General features: G+C 60.8%; 19 protein-coding genes and 4 tRNA genes. 10 read left to right on the top strand and 13 right to left on the bottom strand.

Annotation, left to right across the window (positions count from 1 at the left end):
* Nucleotides 1-57 precede the first annotated feature (57 nt).
* Both OZ428_RS11115 and OZ428_RS11110 read right to left on the bottom strand, forming a co-directional pair.
* Entirely contained in the window at nt 58-516 is a 459-nt protein-coding gene (locus OZ428_RS11115; RefSeq protein ID WP_033897693.1) for a YkvA family protein, read from the bottom strand.
* A 313-nt stretch (nt 517-829) separates the two neighbouring features.
* Complete coding sequence (locus OZ428_RS11110) at nt 830-1,561, bottom strand: FKBP-type peptidyl-prolyl cis-trans isomerase (RefSeq protein ID WP_033897692.1); 732 nt, start codon at nt 1,559-1,561, stop codon at nt 830-832.
* Between the two features lie 258 nt (nt 1,562-1,819).
* Here OZ428_RS11110 and OZ428_RS11105 point away from each other — a divergent pair, with 258 nt between their 5' ends.
* From OZ428_RS11105 to OZ428_RS11095, 3 genes are all read left to right on the top strand, one after another.
* Nucleotides 1,820-3,628 (top strand): di-heme-cytochrome C peroxidase, encoded by a 1,809-nt coding sequence (locus tag OZ428_RS11105; protein ID WP_269133379.1) that lies wholly within the window; start codon nt 1,820-1,822, stop codon nt 3,626-3,628.
* Nucleotides 3,625-4,791, top strand: a complete 1,167-nt coding sequence (locus OZ428_RS11100; protein ID WP_269133378.1) for a catalase family protein — start codon at nt 3,625-3,627, stop codon at nt 4,789-4,791. Before OZ428_RS11105 ends, OZ428_RS11100 begins: the two co-directional genes overlap by 4 nt.
* Before the next feature lie 110 nt (nt 4,792-4,901).
* A complete protein-coding gene (locus OZ428_RS11095) occupies nt 4,902-5,024 on the top strand; it encodes a hypothetical protein (RefSeq protein WP_256348291.1) in 123 nt (40 codons plus the stop codon).
* Between the two features lie 3 nt (nt 5,025-5,027).
* On the opposite strand, the gene OZ428_RS11090 is transcribed toward OZ428_RS11095, so the two are convergent.
* From OZ428_RS11090 to OZ428_RS11070, 5 genes are all read right to left on the bottom strand, one after another.
* Entirely contained in the window at nt 5,028-5,963 is a 936-nt protein-coding gene (locus OZ428_RS11090; RefSeq protein WP_038844831.1) for a LysR substrate-binding domain-containing protein, read from the bottom strand.
* Between the two features lie 83 nt (nt 5,964-6,046).
* The gene (locus OZ428_RS11085; RefSeq protein WP_269133377.1) at nt 6,047-8,053 is read right to left on the bottom strand and encodes a CocE/NonD family hydrolase; all 2,007 of its coding nucleotides are present in this window, start codon (nt 8,051-8,053) and stop codon (nt 6,047-6,049) included.
* Nucleotides 8,054-8,080: 27 nt separating this feature from the next.
* A complete protein-coding gene (locus tag OZ428_RS11080; protein WP_269133376.1) occupies nt 8,081-9,664 on the bottom strand; it encodes a BCCT family transporter in 1,584 nt (527 codons plus the stop codon).
* Nucleotides 9,665-9,970: 306 nt separating this feature from the next.
* Nucleotides 9,971-10,047: transfer RNA gene (locus OZ428_RS11075), tRNA-Asp, on the bottom strand.
* 19 nt (nt 10,048-10,066) lie between these two features.
* Nucleotides 10,067-10,142, bottom strand: a tRNA-Val gene (locus tag OZ428_RS11070).
* 200 nt (nt 10,143-10,342) lie between these two features.
* Here OZ428_RS11070 and OZ428_RS11065 point away from each other — a divergent pair.
* The 3 genes from OZ428_RS11065 (at nt 10,343) to OZ428_RS11055 (ending at nt 14,350) form a co-directional block, all read left to right on the top strand.
* A complete protein-coding gene (locus OZ428_RS11065) occupies nt 10,343-10,861 on the top strand; it encodes a sigma-70 family RNA polymerase sigma factor (RefSeq protein ID WP_061435950.1) in 519 nt (172 codons plus the stop codon).
* Nucleotides 10,862-10,867: 6 nt separating this feature from the next.
* A complete protein-coding gene (locus tag OZ428_RS11060) occupies nt 10,868-11,839 on the top strand; it encodes a FecR family protein (RefSeq protein WP_269133375.1) in 972 nt (323 codons plus the stop codon).
* Between the two features lie 78 nt (nt 11,840-11,917).
* Nucleotides 11,918-14,350: a TonB-dependent siderophore receptor gene (locus OZ428_RS11055; RefSeq protein WP_269133374.1), complete on the top strand. Its 2,433-nt coding sequence runs from the start codon at nt 11,918-11,920 to the stop codon at nt 14,348-14,350.
* A gap of 141 nt (nt 14,351-14,491) precedes the next feature.
* Here the strand turns inward: OZ428_RS11055 and OZ428_RS11050 are convergent.
* Nucleotides 14,492-14,568: transfer RNA gene (locus OZ428_RS11050), tRNA-Asp, on the bottom strand.
* Between the two features lie 19 nt (nt 14,569-14,587).
* A tRNA-Val gene (locus OZ428_RS11045) sits at nt 14,588-14,663 on the bottom strand.
* A gap of 159 nt (nt 14,664-14,822) precedes the next feature.
* Between OZ428_RS11045 and rdgC the strand changes: the two genes are divergently transcribed.
* From rdgC to sugE, 3 genes are all read left to right on the top strand, one after another.
* On the top strand, nt 14,823-15,743 hold the full coding sequence (gene rdgC, locus OZ428_RS11040; protein WP_010211632.1) for a recombination-associated protein RdgC: 921 nt from the start codon (nt 14,823-14,825) through the stop codon (nt 15,741-15,743).
* Between the two features lie 159 nt (nt 15,744-15,902).
* A complete protein-coding gene (locus OZ428_RS11035) occupies nt 15,903-16,868 on the top strand; it encodes a bile acid:sodium symporter family protein (protein WP_269133373.1) in 966 nt (321 codons plus the stop codon).
* Between the two features lie 105 nt (nt 16,869-16,973).
* The gene (sugE, locus tag OZ428_RS11030; protein WP_010211634.1) at nt 16,974-17,288 is read left to right on the top strand and encodes a quaternary ammonium compound efflux SMR transporter SugE; all 315 of its coding nucleotides are present in this window, start codon (nt 16,974-16,976) and stop codon (nt 17,286-17,288) included.
* Between the two features lie 52 nt (nt 17,289-17,340).
* Here sugE and OZ428_RS11025 read toward each other — a convergent pair whose 3' ends face one another.
* The 4 genes from OZ428_RS11025 to OZ428_RS11010 form a co-directional block, all read right to left on the bottom strand.
* Nucleotides 17,341-19,215 (bottom strand): MFS transporter, encoded by a 1,875-nt coding sequence (locus OZ428_RS11025; protein ID WP_177052514.1) that lies wholly within the window; start codon nt 19,213-19,215, stop codon nt 17,341-17,343.
* A gap of 67 nt (nt 19,216-19,282) precedes the next feature.
* Complete coding sequence (locus OZ428_RS11020) at nt 19,283-20,431, bottom strand: TDT family transporter (protein ID WP_269133372.1); 1,149 nt, start codon at nt 20,429-20,431, stop codon at nt 19,283-19,285.
* A gap of 107 nt (nt 20,432-20,538) precedes the next feature.
* A complete protein-coding gene (locus OZ428_RS11015; RefSeq protein WP_269133371.1) occupies nt 20,539-20,850 on the bottom strand; it encodes a cupin domain-containing protein in 312 nt (103 codons plus the stop codon).
* A 45-nt stretch (nt 20,851-20,895) separates the two neighbouring features.
* Nucleotides 20,896-22,089, bottom strand: a complete 1,194-nt coding sequence (locus OZ428_RS11010; RefSeq protein ID WP_269133370.1) for an MFS transporter — start codon at nt 22,087-22,089, stop codon at nt 20,896-20,898.
* A 91-nt stretch (nt 22,090-22,180) separates the two neighbouring features.
* Between OZ428_RS11010 and OZ428_RS11005 the strand changes: the two genes are divergently transcribed.
* Complete coding sequence (locus OZ428_RS11005; protein ID WP_269133369.1) at nt 22,181-22,729, top strand: TetR/AcrR family transcriptional regulator; 549 nt, start codon at nt 22,181-22,183, stop codon at nt 22,727-22,729.
* Nucleotides 22,730-22,744 lie beyond the last annotated feature (15 nt).

Raw genomic sequence — 22,744 nt, 5'->3', positions numbered from 1 at the left:
CTCTTTCCTTAGGAGTGTAATCCTAACAGCCCTAAAGGTCGCAGGGGGATAGTCACGTCATGCGTTTTTTTGCGGGTTTTCCTTGGCCAGCAGCGCGGGCGTCGCAGGCAGACGCTCAACCACGGCAAGCTTTTCCGGACGCTGGGCGTCGCGCCAGGCGCGAAAAGCGCTCAGTTCGCCGTCCAGGGTCTTCATGACCCATGCCAGCACGGCAATGTCGTCGAGCATGCCGAACATAGGGATGAAGTCCGGGATCGCATCGATCGGGCTCAGGAAGTACATCAAGCCCGCTACCACCGAGATCAGCGCCTTGGGGCTGATGGCCCGGTACTCGCCGCGCCAGTAAGCCAGGCACAGGGCCTGGAGCAATTTGAAGTCATCCTTGAGCTTGCCCAGGCGATTACCCTGGCTGGAGCCCTTGGCGGCGACCGCGAACAGCAGCGTCGGCAAGCGCCCACGGCCCAGGAGGCGTGCGGCCATGGGCAGGAAACGGGTGAAATTGAAGGGTGGTTTCATCGGTCACTCCAGTTCCAGGCGACATAAAAGGTTATCCACACAAATTGTGGATAACCTTGTGAACAGAGCCTATTTTCTGCGCTGAAAGCCACGTAGTTCAAGGCTTGCAGTCAGATCGGGCGTTTTTTGCGCACTGAAAAAAAACCCAAGATTTCATTGACTTGGCGTTGATGTGCGGCTACCCGTACTCGAGTCTTATATCAGACTGTTGCAGGTTGCAGGCGTTCGATCGGATGTGTGCGGGTGCGGGCTCTGCAACCCCCAGAAACAACAACGCCCCGTCGAGACGGGGCGTTGTGTGTTCAGGCGCCTGTTACTTCTTGGCAGCCGGTGCAGCAGGAGCGTCAGCCTTGGCTGGGTCCTTGATGGCCAGCAGCTCCAGGTCGAATACCAGCACGGAGTTGGCTGGGATCGCTGGGCTTGGGCTTTGTGCGCCGTAGGCCAGGTCCGAAGGAATGTACAGCTCGACCTTCTCGCCCACGTGCATCAGTTGCAGGCCTTCGACCCAACCTGGGATCACGCCGCTGACCGGCAGGTCAATCGGGCTACCGCGATCCACGGAGCTGTCAAAGGTGGTGCCGTTGGTGAGTTTGCCGGTGTAGTGCACAGTCACCACGTCAGTCGGCTTAGGCTGGGCGCCGTCGGCTTTCTTGGTGATCTTGTACTGCAGACCGGAAGCGGTGGTGACGACGCCGTCTTTCTTGGCGTTGTCTTCGAGGAATTTCTTGCCGGCGGCTGCCGACTCTTCGCTCATCTTGGTCATGCGTTCTTCAGCACGCTTCTGCAGTGCGGCAAACGCTTCAACCAGCTCGTCGTCTTTGAGCTTCTGCTCTTTTTTGCCGACGGCATCTTCGATGCCTTGGGCTACTGCTTTGGAATCCAGGTCATCCATGCCTTCTTGGGCAAGGCTCTTGCCCATGTTCAGGCCGATGCCGTAGGAAGCTTTTTGCGCCGGGGTTTTCAGCTCTACGCTGGTCTGCGAATCACAACCCGCAAGTACCAGGCTAACCAGGGCCACCGCCGCCGCCAACCGATGCTGTTTCATGCTATTTCCTTGTTCATGCGCCAATAGGGCATTCGAATAAAGTCGCGAGCTTATCAGGCGGCCACGACCAATGGCTACCGGCATGTGAGCAGGAAACTTCTGATAAGTTCACGTGTTTAAAAGCATTTTCATTCATGATGGAGGCCCGCGAAGGATCGCGGGACCGCCCACTACCGGGCTCATGGCCACTTGCCGCACCTGTGGCGTAGTGGCATAACATCGCGACAACTCGACAAGACCGAGACAAGGATAGCCATCTTGCGCATTTTTTCCCGTGTTTTACTCCTGATATTCACCCTGCTGGGCATCGCCCTGGCCGTGGTGCTCTATTACACCGTCAACCCCAAGCTGCCGGACTACGTGCCCGTGGAGCAGGTGCACTACCAGGACCAATGGAGTGCCGCCGACCGCCAGACCTATTACTTCACGCCCCAGGGCACCCAGGTAAAAGGCCTGCACTACGATTGGTTCACCGCTCTGGAGTTGCCGTTTTCCGAACAGCGTTTCGCAACGCCCGAGTATCTGGCACGTTTCGGCTTCCTGGTGGACCCCAAGCAAGTGCCCACTGCGCAAAACCCCGGCAACCTGCCGGTGGGTTTCGCCCGGCATAAAAACGCCGGCAGCAACGCCCAATACCTGGATATCACCTGCGCCGCCTGCCACACCGGCGAATTGCATTACAAAAACCAGGCCCTGCGTATCGACGGCGGTTCCGCCCAGCACGTGCTGCCCTCCAGCGTGCCAACCTTGCGCGGCGGCAGTTTCGGTCAGGCCCTGGTCGCCAGCCTGGCGGCCACCTATTACAACCCGTGGAAGTTCGAACGTTTTGCCCGCCAGGTGCTGGGGGATCGCTATGACGCCGAGCACAAGCAACTGCGTAAGGACTTCAAGCAATCACTGAACCAGTTCCTCAAAGTGGCCTGGAACGATACTCACCGTGGCCTCTACCCCACTGAAGAAGGTCCTGGCCGTACGGACGCGTTTGGCCGTATCGCCAACGCCAGCTTTGGCGATGCCATTTCCTCGGACAACTATCGCGTCGCCAATGCGCCGGTGGACTACCCGCAGTTGTGGGACATCTGGACCTTCGACTGGGTGCAGTGGAACGGTTCGGCCCAGCAGCCCATGGCGCGCAATATCGGCGAGGCCCTAGGGGTCGGCGCGACCCTGGCGTTTTTCGACGACGCCGGCCAGCCACTCCAAGGCGACGCGCGCTACCCGTCCAGCGTGCGGGTACGCGACCTCAACCTGATCGAAGAAACCCTGCAACGCCTCAAGCCACCGACCTGGCCCGAGGATCTGTTCGGCAGCATCGACAAGCCGCTCGCCGCCCAAGGCCGCGCACTCTTCGCCGAAAACTGCGCCGGCTGCCATGTACCCAGCGTCAGCCAGGAAGGCGGACGCCCGGTGCAACAGCTGAAAATGCTGCCCGTGGACTACATCGGCACCGACCCCGGCACTGCCAGCAACATCGCCGACCAGCGCTACGACCTCAGCGCGTTGCAATGGGACCTGGCGGAATTGGCCAAGCTCAACGTCGAACTGCACCCCACGCCGACCGAGCCGCTGGACCTGAAAAAGCTGTCCGTGGCCAAGGGCCTTGCCTACGTCACCGCGTTCGTCGAAGAACATGCCTACCGCGCCGCTGGCGTGACCCCGGCCGAACGCCCGCGCCTGGACGGCTACGGCCTGCCCATCGGCGTGCGTGAGCTGCGCGCCTACAAGGCACGGCCATTGGCGGGCGTGTGGGCGACGCCGCCGTTCCTGCATAACGGTTCGGTGCCGACGATCTACCAGTTGCTCTCGCCCCAGGACGAGCGCAGCACCACCTTCTATAAAGGCACGTTCAACTACGACCCGCGCCACCTCGGCTTCGAGACCGGTGCGTTCAAGAATGCCTTTTTGTTCGATACCAAAATCACCGGCAACCACAACAGCGGTCACGAATTCCGTGCCGGCAGTCGTGGCAACGGCGTAATCGGCCGTGGCCTGCTGCCGCAGGAACGCTGGGCGCTGCTGGAATACCTCAAAGTGCTGGGCGGCCCGCTGGAGCAACAACTGCCATGATGATTCGATCCCCCTACGACCGACCTTCCCTGCTCGCCCGCCTGTGGCTGCGCATCGGCGCGTTTCTGGGCAAGACCCTGCTGTGGCTGGTGGGCCTCGGCCTGCTCGGCTGGCTGGGCGCCAGTGCCTGGTACGCCTGGCAACACAGCGGCCCTGTGTCGCCGAATGAGCAGATTCCGTCCGGTGAGGCGGCGATGACCCAAGGCATCATCCAGACGGCGGTGCGCATCGTCGACCAGCACCGCGAAGGCACCCGCTACCTGCGCGATGCCCATGCCAAGGCCCATGGGTGCGTGAAGGCCGAGGTCAGCGTGGTACCTGATCTTGATCCAGCATTGCGCCAAGGCGTGTTCGCCGAACCGGGCAAGACCTGGCAGGCGATGATGCGGCTGTCCAACGGCAACGCCTACCCGCAGTTCGACAGCATCCGTGATGCGCGGGGCATGGCCCTCAAGCTGCTGGACGTGCCGGGCAAGCAACTGCTGGCCGACCAACAGGCGCGCACGGAACAGGACTTCGTGATGTTCAGCCACCCGAACTTCTTTGTCAGCGATGTGGCGGAGTACGCGCAGAACATCGGCGCGCAAGCGGATGGCAAGAAGGTCCTGGCGTTCTTCCCCAAAGCCGACCCACGGACCTGGCAGGTGCGCCACCTGTTTATCGCCCTGGCGACCCTGGCGCCCGCCCCGGCCAGCCCGACGCAGGCCACGTACTTTTCGGTGTCGCCCTACAAGTTCGGCGCGGCCAACGCCAAGTTCCGCGTCGCGCCCGACCCGCAGAGCTGCCCGGAATATCAACTGCCCAAGCAGAACCAGGACCTGCCGAACTTCCTGCGCAGCGCCTTGAGCCAGCAGTTGTCCACTGACCGCGTGCCTGCGTGTTTCGTGCTGCAGATCCAGCGGCAGAACCCGCAGAAATTCATGCCGATCGAAGACACCAGCATCGAATGGAAGGAGAGCGATGCGCCCTATGAAACCGTGGCCAAGGTGCGTATACCGGCGCAGGATTTCGACACACCCGAGCAGAACCTGGCGTGCGACAACCAGTCGTTCAACCCCTGGTTTGGTGTAGCGGAACACCGCCCAATCGGCGGCATCAACCGCTTGCGCAAGGCGGTGTACGAAGCGGTCAGCGATTACCGCCACAGCCGCAACGCTCCGTAAAGAATGCGTAACAATGGACCCGACGGCGTAAGGATTGCGTCGGGTCTATTGAGCCGTTTTCACCCCGCCTCTACCGTGAGTACCTACCCCATCACCCGTAGGAAATCACCGTGGAAAGCTCAACCCTCGGCATGATCGTACTGACCCTGATCGCCGTGTTCGGCACCGCGTCTTTTTGCTTCGAACACCTGGCGACACGCCAGACCAAAAAGAAAAAAACCGGCCAGCACTGACCCTCAGCCAGCCTGTTCTGCCTCTGCCGTCCGAGCCTGCAACCATTGACGAAAACTGCGCACCGCCGCCGGCGGGTTGCGGTGGTGCGGCTGCATCAGGTGCAGGCGGCCGCGACTGTGCATGCTGTGGGGCAAGGCCATTTGCAGGCGCCCGGAATCGAGATCGCTGTCCAGCAAGCGCTTCCAGCCGAGGGCGACACCGTGCCCCATCACCGCCGACTGCATCAACAGTTGATAGCTGTTGGTGCGCAAGGCGTGACGCGGCGAGTAGTAATCGGCGCCCGCATCGGCGAACCAGTCGGCCCAGGTGAGCCAGTCGTGATGGTGGTCCTCCACAATCAGCAAAGTGTGAGCGTGCAACAAGTGATGCAGGTCGCGAATCGGGCCGTGACGCTCAAGGTAATCGGGGCTGCACACGGTGATGACCTGTTCGCTGTCAAACACCGGCGACAGCTCAAGGCCGTGGGGCGCCGCCAGTTCATCCAAGTGATAGAACAAACCCAGGTCGTATTCGCTGACATCCAGGTGGCTGGGACTTTCGCTGCACAGGATACGGATATCCAGGTCCGGGTGGTCGCGCTGGAACTGCGGCAACAGACCGGCCAGCCAGATAGAGCTGATGGTGGGCGTGCTGGCCAGCGTCAACTGGCGATCGGCACCGCGCCTGCGCAACTCGGCGGACTCGCGGTCAAGCTCGCGCAACAGGCGTTGGACGGTACGGAAATAGCGTACCCCGGCGGGGGTCAGACTCAGGCCCTGGGCCAACCGATAAAACAGTGGGCGGGCCAGGTCTTCTTCGAGGCGCTTGACCTGGCGGCTGACTGCACTTTGGGTCAAGTTCAGTTCATGGGCCGCCTGGGTAAAGCTCAAATGGCGGGCCGCCGCTTCGAAGGTCTGCAAGCAGTTGAGGGGAGGAAGATCGACGTTTCGGCGCGACATGAGCAAGTCCATTGGCAATGACGGGCCCAGGTTACCCCAGGCCCGCAGAGATCACGTTGGCGTGCATCCTGCCAGTTGCCTGCTCAGAGCGCGACCCTGGCCACGCGTTTACTCCATTGCCGACGGTGTTCCAACTGGCCGTTTTCCCAGGCGGTCTGCTCCGCTTCGATGTAGAACCACTCGGCATCGGCGTGCACGCTCAAGTGGCTTTCCACCTCTACGGCCCACTGATCACGGCCGACACGGTAGTGCCATTCGATATCGGCGCGCGTCGACAGCGGGTCCCAAGGCAAAGTGCGGTATTGCTCGGTGCAGCGCTGGTCCACCGACAAGCCGTGGTCGGTAAAACGCACCGAACCCAGGTCATCTTCGATTTTCACGCAGACTTCACCACTGCCCACGTCTTCGATCAACGTACGTTTCGGCGCAGCAGCACGTAGGACTTCCATCGCCACCGGCGTCGCCGACTGCGGTGCTTCGAACGGGCAGTCCACCGCCTCGCCGCTGAATATCGGTAGCTGCAGGCTTTGCAGGCTCGGCAACAACGTCAGGGTGGTCAGCTCGCGGCTCGGCCACAGCAACGGGAAACTCGCGGTGCTGAGGGCCAGGCGCAAACGGTAGCCGGCGTGCAGGCGCATGCCGATGTGGTCGAGGTTTAGCTGCACATCCATCGGTTCACCAGGGACTACAGGTGTTACCTGGGAAAAGTCCTCACGCAGGGTGAGATTAAGTACACCGTAGCTGATCTGCGTGACTTGCCCGTCCGGCGCTATCGCATTCAGCCGGGCGACCAATTGGCCACAGGCGGTGTCACTGGCCAGGCGCAACTTAAGACGTGCATCGCCGAGCAGCGCCAGCGACTCGGTCAGCGGCTGGGAGTCGAAGCACAACGAGTGGGCGTCATCACGGCGTTGATCCGTCGGCCCGTCGGGGCCAAACCAGATGGCGCAGTATTCGCCCTGATGCAGGCCGGTGGTCAGTGGCGAGCAGAGACTGCGCGGCGCCGCCAAAGGCTCTGATCCTGCACTCAGCCCCTGTTCACCGAGACTGAAATCGGTCCATTGCACCTGCGGATCCGGCCAACCTGCCGTTTGCACCCAGATACCCGGCCGCTCGGCATAACTGCCCTTCGGCGGCAGAATATCCTGTAGGTAGAAGGTGCAGGCTGCGTCATCCATTACCCCGTTATCGATACCCTTAAGCCAGTGATCCCACCAGCGTTTAGCCTCTTGCAGGAAGCCGATGGCTGGGTTTGGCACGGCAAAATGCGGGTACTTGTGGATCCACGGCCCGATCATGGCCTTCTTCGGGCCCGGCAGGTTTTGCATCAGGCGCGAAACGGTGTTGCGATAGGCATCGCCCCAGCCGCCCACCGCATACACGGCGGCCTGGATCTTCGAATAGTCCTCGCACACCGAGCCGTGGCGCCAGTAATCATCGCGGGTCTGGTGTTGCAGCCAGGTTTCTGCCAGCAACGGCATGGCGTCCAGGCGTTGGTGCCAGAGGCTTTTCCAGTCGTCGACCAACAGCGGGTCAGGCACCGCCGCGCTGAAGTTGAGCATGGTGGCGGCCCAGCCGAAGTTCTCCATCAACAGGTTGCCGCCCTTGTAATGGATGTCGTCGGCAAAGCGGTCATCGGTGGAGCACAGGGTAATGATCGCTTTCAACGCTTCGGGCTGGCGCGCCGCGACTTGCAGGCCGTTGAAGCCGCCCCAGGAAATGCCCATCATGCCGACATTGCCGTCGCACCAGGGTTGCTGGCACAGCCAGTCGATCACTTCGAGGGCATCTTCCTGTTCCTGCAACAGGTATTCATCGGCCATCAAGCCCTGGGATTCACCGTTGCCTCGCATGTCCACCCGTACACACACGTAGCCCTGCCCCGCCATCCACGGGTGGGTCAGCGCATCGCGTACGGCGGTGCCATCGCGTTTGCGGTACGGCAGGTATTCGAGGATTGCCGGGAAGGTCTGCAAACCGGCGACTTCCGGCAACCAGATGCGCGCGGCCAGTTGAGTGCCGTCCTTCAAGGGGATCAGGCAGTGCTCGATTTCGCGCACGGTGTAAGCAAATTCAGTGACGATGTCCATCAGTAACTCCTACAGCGGTTCAATCGATCAGCGGGCGAAATCCGGCACCGGGCTGGCGCCGCGCAGTTCCGTCTCGGGGGTCCGCTGAAGGCGTTTCACGTCCAGCAATGCGGGGTTTTTCAACCAGAAGATCAGCGAGGTACTGGCCAGCAACACCAGGATCATGCCCGGCAGGCCGCCGAGGTTGGAGAGCATCTTCACGCCGTCAATGCCGACGAATGAGACCATCACCCACGACACCGAGCCGATGATCACGCCCCAGACGATCTTCAACAGCGGATTGCCGTCCAGGTCGGAATCGGCGGTCACGCCTTTGCTGCACAGGTTAGCGATCACATCGGTGCTGGAGTCGGCGGCGGTGACAAAGGAGATGAACGCCACGAACAGCAGGAACGCAATCATCAGGCCGCTCGCCGGCAGTTGCTGGAACATCTGGTACAGCACGTGTTCCACGCCCTGCTCGTTCAGCACACGGTTGAGGCTGCCGTCGCCCAGCGCATCGAAGTACAGGCTGGTGCCGGAGAAGATGCAGATCCACACCGCCGTGAACAACGCCGGGTAGAGCATGTTGATATGGATGAATTCACGCACCGTGTAGCCACGGCCGATCTTGCCGAGGAACAACGCGCTGACCGGCGCCCAGGCAAACCACACCGACCAGTAGAACACCGTCCAGCTGTGCGGCCAGGTGTCGCCACTGGCGGCGCCGGTGAACAGGCTGCGGCTGAAGAAGGTGTCGAGGTACACGCCAAGCGACTCGACGCCGAGGCTGAACATGTACAGGGTCGGCCCGCACAACAGCACGAACAGCCCCAGGGCCAGCATGATCCAGGTGTTGAACGAAGACAGCATCACAATGCCTTTCTGCAGGCCGCTGGCGGCCGAGGCGACAAAGGTGATGACGATGATTGCAATGATGATGGCCAGTCGGAACGGCGTGGTTTCACCGCCGATGTACTGGGCCAGGCCACCGGCCAGGGTCAATGCGCCGGTACCCAGGGACGAGGCCATGCCGGCCACCAGGGCGAACATCGCCAGGGTGTCGATCAGCCCGGCATAGCGCCGGACCCGCGCTTCGCCCAGCAACGGTTCAAGCATGGCGCCGATGGAAAAGTTGCTGCGACGGTTGTAAAACACCAACGCAAACACCAGGGAGGGCACCAGGTAGATGGCGTAGGGCGTGATGGTCCAGTGCAGGAACATCGTCGACATGGCAAAACTCTTCGCCGCCGAACTGCCCGCCCCGATCGGCAGGCTGGTGGGCGGGCCGTACAGGTGATAAAGCGGTTCGGCGGTGGTCCAGAACAGCACGCCCACCGCCAGCGTGGTGCACAGCGCCACCATGAACCAGCGCCATTTGCTCAGCAACGGCTGGGCATCTTCGCCGCCGATACGCACCTTGCCCAGCGCGGAAAAGTAGACGATCGCAGTCAGCACCACCATGGCAAACGAGCCGGCACTGAACAGCCATGAGAAGTTTTTCAGGATCAGGTTGTTGAGCTGTTTGCTGACCGCAAGGAATGCATTCAGGTCAACGTAGCTGGCGATCACTGCCGCCAGCAGGATCAGGAACGTTGGCCAGAACACCAACGGACGCAGTGGATATTTCATAGAGAGCCATTCCCCTTGCAGACTATTTTTATGTTGGAGAGCGAGCACCCCGCAGCATCCTGCTGCCGGTAACCCGCCTGGAAGTCTTCGCGTGGCTATAGATAAACGTTTAAGCGACCGAGGGCGCAATCAACCAATGTGCATGGGGGTATTCCCCCACGTCATGGCGCACCCGTACAGTTCAGGACGAATAGGCAGTGCACACTGGCAGGGCATAAGAAGAGGAAATCGCAGACGAAAAAAAGCCCGCTCAATGAGCGGGCTTCTTGGGGTGACCTGGCGTTCAGTGTTCCAGGTGACCGAATATGGCGCAGCGGACGGGACTCGAACCCGCGACCCCCGGCGTGACAGGCCGGTATTCTAACCGACTGAACTACCGCTGCGCGTAACACGTAAAACGAATGGTGGGTGATGACGGGATCGAACCGCCGACATTCTGCTTGTAAGGCAGACGCTCTCCCAGCTGAGCTAATCACCCTTCGTTTCGGTGTGGGCGGCATCATACACCAAAAATTCGCAATGTCTTGATTTAAATGCAATTTATTTGAAATATTTTCTCAGGCACGACAAAACCCAGCAAAAACGGGCCTCTACGCCTTCAAACGCGAGTCTATTGCGTTTACCCGGCCCTTGGCTGCACAATTAAAAACCATTCTCAATAACACTTGAGCCACGCCTATGTCTGTGGGTGAACCGCCCTTCCAACGGGAAATTACCCAGCTCTACAGCGAGCATCATGGCTGGCTGCTCACCTGGCTAAGACGCAAGCTAGGCTGCCGACAGAATGCCGCCGACCTGGCGCAGGACACGTTTGCACGCATCTTGAACGCACGTGAGTCCGTCGCTGGCATTCGCGAACCCCGCGCGTATTTGAGCACCACCGCCCGGCGGCTGCTCATCGACCAGGCGCGGCGCAGGCAGATTGAACAGGCTTACCTGCAAGAATTGGCATTGACGGTGGACGCGCTCGAAGGGTTCCAATCCCCGGAGCAAATCCACACCACCCTCGAAGCCCTCGAACAGATCGCCTTTATCCTGGAAGGCATGCACACGTACTCGCGCCAGGCGTTCGTGCTGTATTACCTCGAAGACCTGACCCAGCAACAGATTGCCCGGCAGCTCAAGTTGTCGGAACGCACCGTGCGCAAGTACCTGATCCAGGCGCTTATGCATTGCAGCCACAGCATGGACACCTGATCGAGCATGTCGGACGTCGAAGAACAAGCCGCCGAATGGCTGCTGCGCCTGCACGACGGCGAATGGGACGAGGCCCAGCTACAGGCGTTCGAGCACTGGAAACAACAAGGCCCGCATCACGCTGCAGCCGCCGCACGCATGGAAACCGTGGTTTCGCGCATGCAGGCCCTGCGCGATAAAAAAGCCCCTGCCCGCGCCGCATTGAATGCGGCCTTTGCGCAGCCGAAACCGCGTCGCAGCAAGCACGCCGTGCGCGCACTGGTATTGGCGTGCAGCCTGGTGATTCCGGCAGCGGCATTGTGGGTCAGCCCCTATCCGCGGCAGTGGATGGCCGATGTGCGTAATGGCCCGAGCCAATGGCAAACCCTGCAACTGGCGGACGGGTCGACACTGACCCTCAATGGCATCAGCACGGCGAACCTGCATTTCGATGGCCAGCAGCGTCGTATCGAACTGTTACAAGGCGAAATCCTGGTGGAAGTCGCCCACGACAGCACCCGGCCATTTGTCGTGCAGACGCCGCAAGGCACGTTGCGTGCGCTGGGCACGCGGTTCGTGGTCAAGCGCGAAGGTGATGTCACGGTGCTGAGCATGCTCCAGTCGCGCGTGGCGGCACAAAGCGCGAACGGCCAGCAGACGCTGGAAGTCGATGCAGGTTCGCGGGCCCTGATGCATACGAACGAAGTCCGCTTGGCGGGCACTGTCGACCCGAACAGCATCAGCGAAGCCTGGCGCCGCCATCAATTGGTCGTGGAGAACCAGCCCTTGCCCCAGGTGCTGGATGAAATCGCCCGGCATCGCAGCGGCCGTGTGCAGTTCGATCGCGCCGCACTGCAAAGCCTGCGCGTGTCTGCCGTAATCCCGTTGGATAACAGCGACCGCGCCTTGCAATTACTCGCGCAAACGTTGCCGATACGGGTGCAGTCCTTCACGCCCTGGCTGATCGTGGTTGGCCCCGCGCCAGCATCCAATAAATAATTATTCGCATTTGCTTCCGGTTTTTTCGAGGTTGCCCGTCAAGGAAGGTAATTCGACACATAAAGGACTGCCTTCACCATGCACACCCCTTCCTACCCACGCGGACGCTTTCGGCTACTGAAAGGTGCGCCATTGTCCTTGGCCCTAATCACTACCGGCACCTTGAACATCGGTCTGGCCCAGGCGGACGCCGTCAGCGTCGCCGCCCAGTCCTATGACATCCCCGCTGGGCCGCTGGGCAGTTCGCTCAACCGCTTCGCCCAGCAGGCCGGTGTGGCCATCGTGTTCCAGTCCCGCGAACTGGAAGGCCTCAAAGGCCCTGGGCTGAAAGGCAACTTCGGGATTCAGGACGGGTTCGACCGGCTGCTGGAAGGCAGCGGCTACCGCGCGGTAAAAGGCGATCAGGGATATGCACTGCAACCCGCGCCCATCGCCGGCAACGGCACCATGGAGCTGAGCCCGACCGCCGTCACCGCCAACCAGTTGGGCAACGTCACCGAAGGCACCGGTTCCTACACACCCGGCACTATCGCGACCTCCACGCGCCTGGTGCTGACGCCCAAGGAAACCCCGCAGTCCGTGAGCGTTGTCACCCGTCAGCACATGGATGACTTTGGCCTGAACAACGTCGACGACGTGATGCGCCACACCCCGGGCATCACCGTTTCGGCCTTCGACACCGAGCGTACCAACTACTACGCCCGGGGCTTTTCGATCAATAACTTCCAGTACGACGGCATCCCCTCGACCGCACGCAACGTCGCTTACTCGGCGGGCAACACCCTGAGCGACATGGCGATCTACGACCGTGTCGAAGTGCTCAAGGGCGCCACCGGCCTGCTCACGGGCGCAGGCTCATTGGGCGCGACGATCAACCTGGTGCGCAAGAAACCCACCGCAGACTTTCAGGGCCACGCAACCCTCGGCGCCGGCTCGTGGGACAATTACCGCAGCGAGCTGGATGTCAGCGGCCCCATGACCGAAAGCGGCAACGTGCGTGGCCGCGCCGTGGCGGCCTATCAGGACAAGCATTCGTTCATGGACCACTACTCGCGCAAGAGCCCGACGTACTACGGCATCATGGAGTTCGACCTGTCACCCGATACCCTGCTGACCGTCGGCGGCGATTACCAGGACACCTTGCCGAAGGGCTCGTCGTGGTCGGGCAGTTTCCCGCTGATCAACTCCAAGGGCGACCGCAACAGCGTCAAGCGCTCGTTCAACAACGCCGCGGACTGGAGCAGTTGGGAGCAATACACTCGAACCGTCTTTGCCATGCTCGAACACGACCTGGGCAATGGCTGGGTCACCAAGCTGCAACTGGATCACAAGATCAACGGCTATCACGCGCTCATGGGCTCGATCCAGGGCGACCAACCGCAGCCGGATGGCACCGCGCAACTCACCTCGGGTAAATACACCGGGGAAACCGTCAGCGACTCGGCCGACTTGTACGTCAGCGGCCCCTTCAACCTCGGCGGGCGCGAACATGAGCTGGTGCTGGGTGGCTCCATCAGCGCGTCGGAGTGGAAAGGCAAAGGCTACTGGAACCTCTCCCCCAATATCGTCGACTTCAATAACTGGCACGGCCACGCCACGATACCGGACTGGGGCAAGGCACAATCGCTTACCGATGACACGGTGCGCCAGACCGGTGCCTACGTGACCACGCGACTGAACCTCGCCGATGACCTCAAGCTGCTGCTGGGTGGGCGCGTAGTCAACTATCAGGTCACGGGCTACAACCCCAACTACCGCGAGTCGGGGCGCTTCGTCCCGTACATCGGAGCCGTGTACAACCTCAACGACACCTATGCCGTCTACGCCAGTTACACCGACATCTTCATGCCACAGGAAAACTACAACCGCGACCGCGACAACAAGCTGCTGGAACCGGATGAAGGCCAGAACTGGGAACTGGGCGTGAAAGCCGACTTCCTCGACGGCCGGGTGAACGCCAGTGCCGCGTACTTTGAAATCCGCGAGTCCAATCGCGCACTCTCCGACGACGAATACAACAACCAGACACCGATCCCGAACAACTACGCCTATAAAAGTAGCAAGGCAGTGACCAAGGGTTATGAACTGGAGATGTCCGGCGAGATTGCCCCCGGCTGGCAACTGCAGGCCGGCTACACCCACAAGGTGGTACGCGACGACAAGGACGTGAAGATCTCAACCTTCGAACCCGAAGACCAGGTCAAACTGTTCACTACCTACAAACTCAAGGGCAACCTCGACAAACTGACCGTCGGCGGTGGTGTGCGCTGGCAAAGCGTGGGTTGGCAGGACATCTACAACTCACCGAAGGGTGGGTATGAAGAGTTTTCCCAGGATGCTTATTGGCTGGTGGACTTGATGACCAAGTATCAGCTCAGCAAAAACCTGTCGGCGACGCTGAACGTCAACAATATCTTCGACAAGCACTACTACACCAACATCGGCTTCTATAACTCCGCCGCCTACGGTGAGCCGCGCAACTTCATGGTCACTACACGCTGGGATTTCTGATCGCCCAATAAAAAACGCCGCCAATCATCGGAAATGATCGGCGGCGTTTTTGGGTTTTGCAAACCCCGGACAGCAAAAAGCCCGCTCATTGAGCGGGCTTCCTGTGGTGACCTGGCGTTCAGTGTTCCAGGTTACCGAATATGGCGCAGCGGACGGGACTCGAACCCGCGACCCCCGGCGTGACAGGCCGGTATTCTAACCGACTGAACTACCGCTGCGCGTAACACGTAAAACGAATGGTGGGTGATGACGGGATCGAACCGCCGACATTCTGCTTGTAAGGCAGACGCTCTCCCAGCTGAGCTAATCACCCTTCGTTTCGGTGTGGCGCGCATTCTACGGAGCGACCTTGAGTCTGGCAAGCACTTTCTTAAATCTTTTTTTTGATAGCTTCCAATGGCTTAGGCAGGGTTGGCCTGGGACGTTATCAAGAGAATAATGCCCCCCTTTGTATAAAGGAGAGACTCACCCCATGTGGTTCAAGAACCTGCTTATCTATCGCCTGACCCAAGATCTGCCTGTTGATGCCGAGGCGTTGGAAGCGGCCATGGCCACCAAACTGGCGCGCCCTTGCGCAAGCCAGGAATTGACCACTTATGGTTTCGTCGCGCCTTTTGGTAAAGGTGAAGACGCTCCTCTGGTTCACGTCAGCGGTGATTTCCTGCTGATCGCCGCGCGCAAGGAAGAACGCATCCTGCCGGGCAGCGTAGTGCGTGATGCACTAAAAGAGAAAGTCGAAGAAATCGAGGCCGAGCAAATGCGCAAGGTCTATAAGAAGGAACGCGACCAGATCAAGGATGAAATCATCCAGGCCTTCCTGCCACGCGCCTTTATCCGTCGCTCGTCGACCTTCGCCGCCATCGCGCCGAAACAGGGCCTGATCCTGGTCAACTCGGCCAGCCCGAAACGCGCCGAAGACCTGCTGTCGACCCTGCGGGAAGTGATCGGCACCCTACCGGTTCGCCCACTCACAGTGAAAACCGCGCCCACCGCAATCATGACCGACTGGGTCACCACCCAGAAGCCGGCCGATGACTTCTTCGTCCTCGACGAATGCGAGCTGCGCGACACCCACGAAGACGGCGGCATCGTGCGCTGCAAGCGCCAGGACCTGACCGGCGAAGAGATCCAACTGCACCTGACCACCGGCAAAGTCGTGACCCAACTGTCCCTGGCCTGGCAGGACAAACTGTCCTTCATGCTCGACGACAAAATGACCGTCAAGCGCCTGAAGTTCGAAGACCTGCTGCAAGACCAGGCGGAACAGGACGGCGGCGACGAGGCCCTGGGCCAACTGGATGCGAGCTTCACATTGATGATGCTGACGTTCGGCGATTTCATCCCGGCGCTGGTTGAAGCGTTGGGCGGTGAAGAGACACCACAGGGCATTTAACGCCTTGTGAAGATCAAACTGTGGGAGCGGGCTTGCTCGCGAATACGGTGTGCCAGTCACTGAATATGTTGACTGATCCACCGCATTCGCGAGCAAGCCCGCTCCCACATTTGGATCCGGTTTCCACTCCGACTACCTCTCTAATAAAAGGACATCCCCATGCGCGCACTCGCCGCCTTGAGCCGCTTCGTCGGCAATACCTTCGCCTACTGGGTATTGCTCTTCGCCGTCGTCGCCTTCCTCGAACCCAACTGGTTCATCGGTCTGAAAAGCGCCATTGTCCCGTTGCTGGGCCTGGTGATGTTCGGCATGGGGCTGACCCTCAAACTCGATGACTTCGCCGAAGTCGCCCGCCATCCGTGGCGGGTGGCCCTGGGCGTGGTCGCGCACTTCGTGATCATGCCGGGCGTGGCGTGGTTGCTGTGCCAGGCGTTCCACCTGCCGCCGGAAATCGCCGTCGGTGTGATCCTGGTCGGTTGCTGCCCGAGCGGCACCTCGTCCAACGTGATGACCTGGCTGGCCCGTGGCGACCTGGCGCTGTCGGTGGCCATCGCCGCCGTCACCACCCTCCTCGCCCCGCTGCTCACCCCGGCGTTGATCTGGCTGCTGGCGTCGGCCTGGCTGCCGGTGTCGTTCATGGAATTGTTCTGGTCGATCCTGCAAGTGGTGCTGCTGCCGATCGTGCTCGGCGTAATGGCGCAACGTGTACTCGGTGATCGGGTGCGCCATGCGGTGGATGTGTTGCCGCTGGTGTCGGTGGTGAGCATCGTGATCATCGTCGCGGCGGTGGTGGCGGCGAGCCAGGCGAAGATTGCCGAGTCGGGCCTGTTGATCATGGCGGTGGTGATGCTGCACAACAGCTTTGGTTACCTGCTGGGTTACTTCACCGGCCGCGTGTTCAAGCTGCCATTGGCACAGCGCAAGTCGCTGGCGCTGGAAGTGGGCATGCAGAACTCCGGGCTGGGCGCCGCCTTGGCCAGCGCGCACTTTTCGCCATTGGCGGCAGTACCGAGTGCGCTGTTCAGCGTCTGGCACAATATTTCCGGGGCGTTGCTGTCGACCTACTTCCGCCGCATGAGCGAAAAGGAAGATCGTCGCGTGCTGGAAAATACCCCGCAAACTTGATCAGCCGAGTACTTTTCGGCACTCTACCGAGCTGCGCGGGGACGACCCCGCGTCGCTTCAAGCGGCTAATCCGGGGACGACCCCACCTAACGTTAGGAGGTCATCATGTCCTGGATCATTCTGTTTTTCGCGGGTCTGTTTGAAGTCGGCTGGGCCGTCGGCCTGAAGTACACCGATGGTTTCAGCAAGCCGTTGCCCACGGCTTTGACGATTGCCGCCATGGCCGTCAGCCTCGGCCTGCTGGGGCTGGCGATGAAGGAACTGCCGCTGGGCACGGCCTATGCCATCTGGACCGGCGTGGGCGCCGTGGGCACCGTGATTGCCGGGATCATCCTGTTTGGGGAGTCCATGGCGTTGTTCCGGCTGGCCAGCGTGGCGCTGATCATTTGTGGGCTGATTGGCCTGAAAATCTCCACATAACCCTTGCGGGCGATGGCGGCCTGAAAATCGCCATCGCCGGCAAGCCGGGTGCCTACAGAACAGTGCCGCGTAGCTGGGTGACTTTTTCCTGTAGCTGCGCGGGAGTGGCAGCGTCTGCCGCCACCGGCTCACCCGCCACCAACACCACCCGCGACCAGATGCGATGGAAGAAGCCCTTCTTCGGATCGCGACTGAAGAAACTCCCCCACAACCCCTGCAACGCCATCGGAATCACCGGCACCGCCGTCTCTTCCAGAATCCGCGTCACGCCCCCGCGAAACTCATTCATCTCGCCATCGGCGGTCAGTTTGCCCTCAGGGAAGATGCACACCAACTCACCGTCCTTCAGGTACTGCGCAATCCGCGTGAAGGCCTTTTCGTAGATCTGGATATCTTCGTGACGCCCGGCAATCGGAATCGCCCCGGCGGTGCGGAAGATAAAGTTCAGCACCGGCAAACGGTAGATCTTGTAGTACGTGACAAAGCGAATCGGCCGACGCACCGCGCCGCCAATCAACAGCGCATCGACAAACGACACGTGGTTGCACACCAGCAACGCCGCGCCTTCATCCGGGATCGCCTCCAGGTTGCGGTGCTCCACGCGGTACATGGAATGGCTGAGCAGCCAGATCATGAAACGCATGGTGAACTCGGGAACGATCTTGAAGATGTAGGTGTTGACCGCGATGTTGAGCAGCGACACCACCAGGAACAACTCGGGAATCGACAGCTTGGCGACACTGAGCAACAAGATCGACACGATGGCCGAGACCACCATGAACAGTGCATTGAGGATGTTGTTGGCCGCAATCACCCGCGCCCGCTCATTCTCGGCGGTACGCGACTGAATCAGCGCGTACAGCGGCACGATATAAAAGCCGCCAAACACGCCCAGGCCAAGGATATCGAACAGCACCCACCAGGCCTGGCCATAGCTGAGCACGGCGAGCCAGTCGTTGGCCTGCACGTTCTGCGGGAAGCCGCCGGAGTGCCACCACAGCAGCAGGCCAAACACGGTCAGGCCGAATGAACCGAACGGCACCAGGCCGATTTCCACCTTACGACCGGAGAGTTTTTCGCAGAGCATCGAGCCGAGCGCGATACCCACCGAGAACACGGTGAGGATCAGCGTCACCACGGTCTCGTCGCCGTACAACCATTCTTTGGCGTAGGCCGGGATCTGCGTCAGGTAGATCGCACCGACAAACCAGAACCACGAGTTACCAACGATGGAACGCGAAACGGCGGGCGTCTGCCCAAGGCCCAAACGCAAGGTGGCCCAGGATTCGCTGAAAATGTTCCAGTTCAGGCGCAACCCAGGGGTCGACGCCGCCGCCCGTGGAATGCTGCGGCTGGCGAGGTAACCCAGCACCGCCACACCGACGATCGCCACCGACACCACCGGCGCGTAATGGGTGGACGACATCATGATCCCGGCGCCAATGGTCCCGGCCAGGATCGCCAGGAACGTGCCCATCTCCACCAGGCCATTACCGCCCACCAACTCATCTTCGTGCAAAGCCTGAGGCATGATCGAGTACTTCACCGGCCCGAACAGCGCCGAGTGGGTGCCCATGGCAAACAGCGCCAGCAGCATCAATTCCAGGTGATTGGTGAGGAAGCCCGTCGCCCCCACGGCCATGATCACGATCTCGCCGATCTTGATCGCGCGGATCAACGCGTCCTTGTTGAATTTCTCGCCAAACTGCCCGGCCAGCGCCGAAAACAGGAAGAACGGCAGGATAAACAGCAACGCGCACAGGTTGACCCAGATCGAGCGGTCACCGTCGATGGTGAGCTTGTAGAGAATGGCGAGGATCAGCGATTGCTTGAAGATGTTGTCGTTGAACGCGCCCAGCAACTGGGTGATGAAAAACGGCAGGAAACGCCGTGTGCGCAGCAAAGTGAATTGCGAGGGGTGGCTCATCGTCCGTGTTCCTGCGTGGCCTATTTTTTTGTAAAAGCATTCAGGCCACGACTTTACCTAATCCGGCTTACTTATTCCCTAGTCCCGCAATGCAAGGCGAAACAAAAAGCTCACCTTTATAAGCCCCCTGCACCGTGCGCTTGGCCACGATCAGCCACATCAGCGCCAATGCCACCACCAGCACACTGCCGAATACGCTGAAGAAACCCAGGTGCAACAGGCTCGCCAGCTTCAATGTGGCCAGGGCGTACACACCCAATGGGAAGGTAAAGCCCCACCACCCCAGGTTGAACGGAATACCGGCGCGCAGGTAACGCAGGGTGATCAAGACCGCGATCAGCATCCACCACAGACCGAAGCCCCACAGAGTAATGCCCGCCACCAGCCCCAGGCCGTTGGCCATTTCGCCGACATCCGGTAAACCATTGGCCGCGAAAATCGCCGGCGCATCGCCGCCCAGCAACAGCATGCCCAGCGCCCCGGTGCCAATGGGGCCCAACGCCAGCCAGCTCGACGCGGCCATATTGGCATGAGGCAGTTTATGCAGGGCCATGCGCAGCATCAGGATAGTCAGGATGCTGAACGCCACCGGCAGGGAAAACGCCCACAGCACGTAGCTGGTCACCAGCATCACCAGTTGCGAATGGGCATCTGCCAGGTGTGGTGCGAGCAGGCCACCGCTGGCGGCGGCGACTTCGGCAGCCACCACCGGCAACAGCCAGACGGCGGTCATCTGGTCGATGCTGTGTTCCTGGCGGGTGAACATCATGAACGGGATCAGCACACCGCAGGCCAGGGCCATGGCCACATCCAGCCACCACAGCGCTTCAGCCAGAGGGATCACGTCGCTGCCCCAACGCGGCAGGCCGAACAACAGCAGGCCATTGAGAATGGTCGCCAGCCCCATGGGAATTGTTCCGAAGAACATCGACACCGTGGAGTGTCCGAAAATTCGCCGCGCTTCATGGAAAAACATCACCCAGCGCGCCGCGTATAACCCGCTGAACAGCACAAACAGGCCGATGGTGAACAACCACAGCGCTTCGGCAATCGCGTGCAAGCCAGGCAAATTGAACGGCAGTTGCGCCAACGCCAACGCAAGCACGCCGGTGCCCATGGTGGCGGCAAACCAGTTCGGGGTGAACTGGCGGATCACTTCCCGTGGACGGGTCAAGTGACTGAAGGGTTTGTAGCTGATGGTATTCGAGCAGGTCATGATGGCAATCCTCTTCCTCGTTTGAGGTTGAGACCATGGTAGAACCAGATCGAATATCTATATAACGGGTAATATCTCTAACTGTTATCTGTTTTACCAATATAGCGTCAAACACTGCCTTCGCTTTCGATCACCAGGATACGCGCCGGGCCCTGAGGGTGAGCCACATGCTCGGTGCCGACGCTGGCGTAGAAGATGTCACCGGCGCCCAGTTCCGCCACCTGTTCGAAGCCATTGTCGCGATAGTGCATCTGCACCCGGCCATCCAGCACCACAAACACTTCTTCACCGTCATTGATGTGCCAGCGGTACGGCTGGTCGGTCCAGTGCAGGCGCGTGGTGATGCCGTTCATGTTGGCAATATCCAGCGCCTCCCAAGCACGGGTGCCGGTGAAGTCCTTGCTGCGGATGATCTTCATGCTTGCCTCTCGGTCAGGCGAATACGAGGCACCGATTATTACCCATCAACCGCCTGTCGTCGCCCTGGTCCGTGCCGAATCCTGCATCAGCAGGCCGATCAGCGCCCCCAGGGCCAACAGGATCAGCACCGCGCCGTAGCCATCCGTGGTCACGATCAGGCCATACACGTGGCTCAAGTTACCCGCCAGCAGCGCCGGCAAGCAGAACGCCAGGTAGCTCAGCACGTAGAAAGCCGACATCAATCCAGCCCGTTCGTGAGGCAACGCCAGGCCCACAATGCTGCGGACACTGCCCATGAATCCGCCGCCAAAGCCGAAGCCGGCGATCACACTGGCGGCAAAGAACAGCACCAGGCTGGCGCTCTGCACGGCGACCAGCAGCAAGGCCACGCCCACCGCCAACAGCACGGCCGACAGGCGCATGACCTTGTCCGCCGGGCGATCCCGCAGGCTGTAGATCATCACCGCACCGCTCAAGGTGACCACGGCCACCAACCCGCCGCCGATCAGGTGCGAGGTCGAGCCGGTCGCCGCCCGCACCAGCGAAGGTGCCAGCGAGGAAAAGAACCCGCCGAGTGCCCACACCGCCACATTCAACGGCATCGCCAGCCACAGGGCCCGGCGTGCCTGTTCAGGCACGTGCAGGGTCGGTGCCAGGGATTTCAACGCACCCGGAATCCGGCTGACCGTTTCCGGCAAACGCCATACATACAGCGCCTGCGCCACCATCAAGGCGAGCATCGCCAGATAAATCAGCTGGGTTGGCCGGGGCGCGTATTCCACCAGCAAACCGCTGCCCAGGCCGCCACTGGCCATGCCCAACAAAGGCGCCAGGCTGTTGAGCATGGGGCCGCGCAGGCGATCGGTATCGAGCAGCGTCGCGCTCAACACCGCCGTGGCCATGCCGGTCGCAAAGCCTTGCAACGCGCGGGCGGCGATCAGGTAAGCGGTGCTGTCGGCGTTGATAAACAGCAGCATCGCCAGAATGTTCAGCAGCAATGCGGTGAAGATCACCGGCTTGCGTCCCAGGTGATCCGACAGCGAACCGACGGTCAGCAACGCCGCCAGCAGGCTCACGGCGTAGACGCCGAATATCACCGTAAGCATTGCCGCCGAAAAGTGCAGGTTGTCTTGATACACCTGATACAGCGGCGTCGGCGCGCTGGACGCGGCGAGGAAGGTCAACACCGTGATCACCAGGAAGGCCAGATTGGCACGGTGTGAAGGAGTACTGGACATGGGCACGCTCCGCTAAAGCTAATATTTTGCTTTTGCCGAGTGTGCTACTGGAAAGCGCTTAAAGCAAATTCTTTGTGTTAAGGTTTTGTGCATGGCGATCAAAGAAGGCCTTCGCCCGGGAGGCCGCAGTGCCCGGGTCCAAGAATCAGTGCATAGCGCCGCGCGTGAACTGCTGGAAGCCCATGAGCGCTCCAGCGTGACCGTGCCGATGATTGCTGCACGCGCGGGCGTTACGCCCTCCACCATCTACCGACGCTGGGGCGACCTCGCGGCGCTGCTCGCCGATGTGGCGTTGGAGCGCCTGCGCCCGGACAGCGAGCCGGCCAACACCGGTAGCCTGCGCGGTGACCTGCGCGCCTGGGGCGAACAATACCTGGATGAAATGAGCTCCGACCTGGGCCGCAACATGATGCGCGACGTGCAGTGCAGTCATCCCAGGGACTACTGCAGCCACATTCTGATGGGCCAGTTGCAGGTCATCCTCGACCGCTATCAGGGCAGCGTCGACGTGTTGCCAAACCTGGATCGCCTGCTGAACCTGATCGCGGCCCCCACGGTGTATCGCAGCCTGTTTTCCAGCGCACCGTTGCCGGTTGAAGAGCTGCATGAACTGATCGATCTGGCCCTGCTCGGCACCTAAAAAAAACGGCCTCAA

The sequence above is a fragment of the Pseudomonas sp. GXZC genome (genome assembly GCF_026967615.1).
GTDB lineage: Bacteria > Pseudomonadota > Gammaproteobacteria > Pseudomonadales > Pseudomonadaceae > Aquipseudomonas > Aquipseudomonas azotoformans_A.
This window is presented reverse-complemented; position numbering and strand designations above follow the sequence as displayed.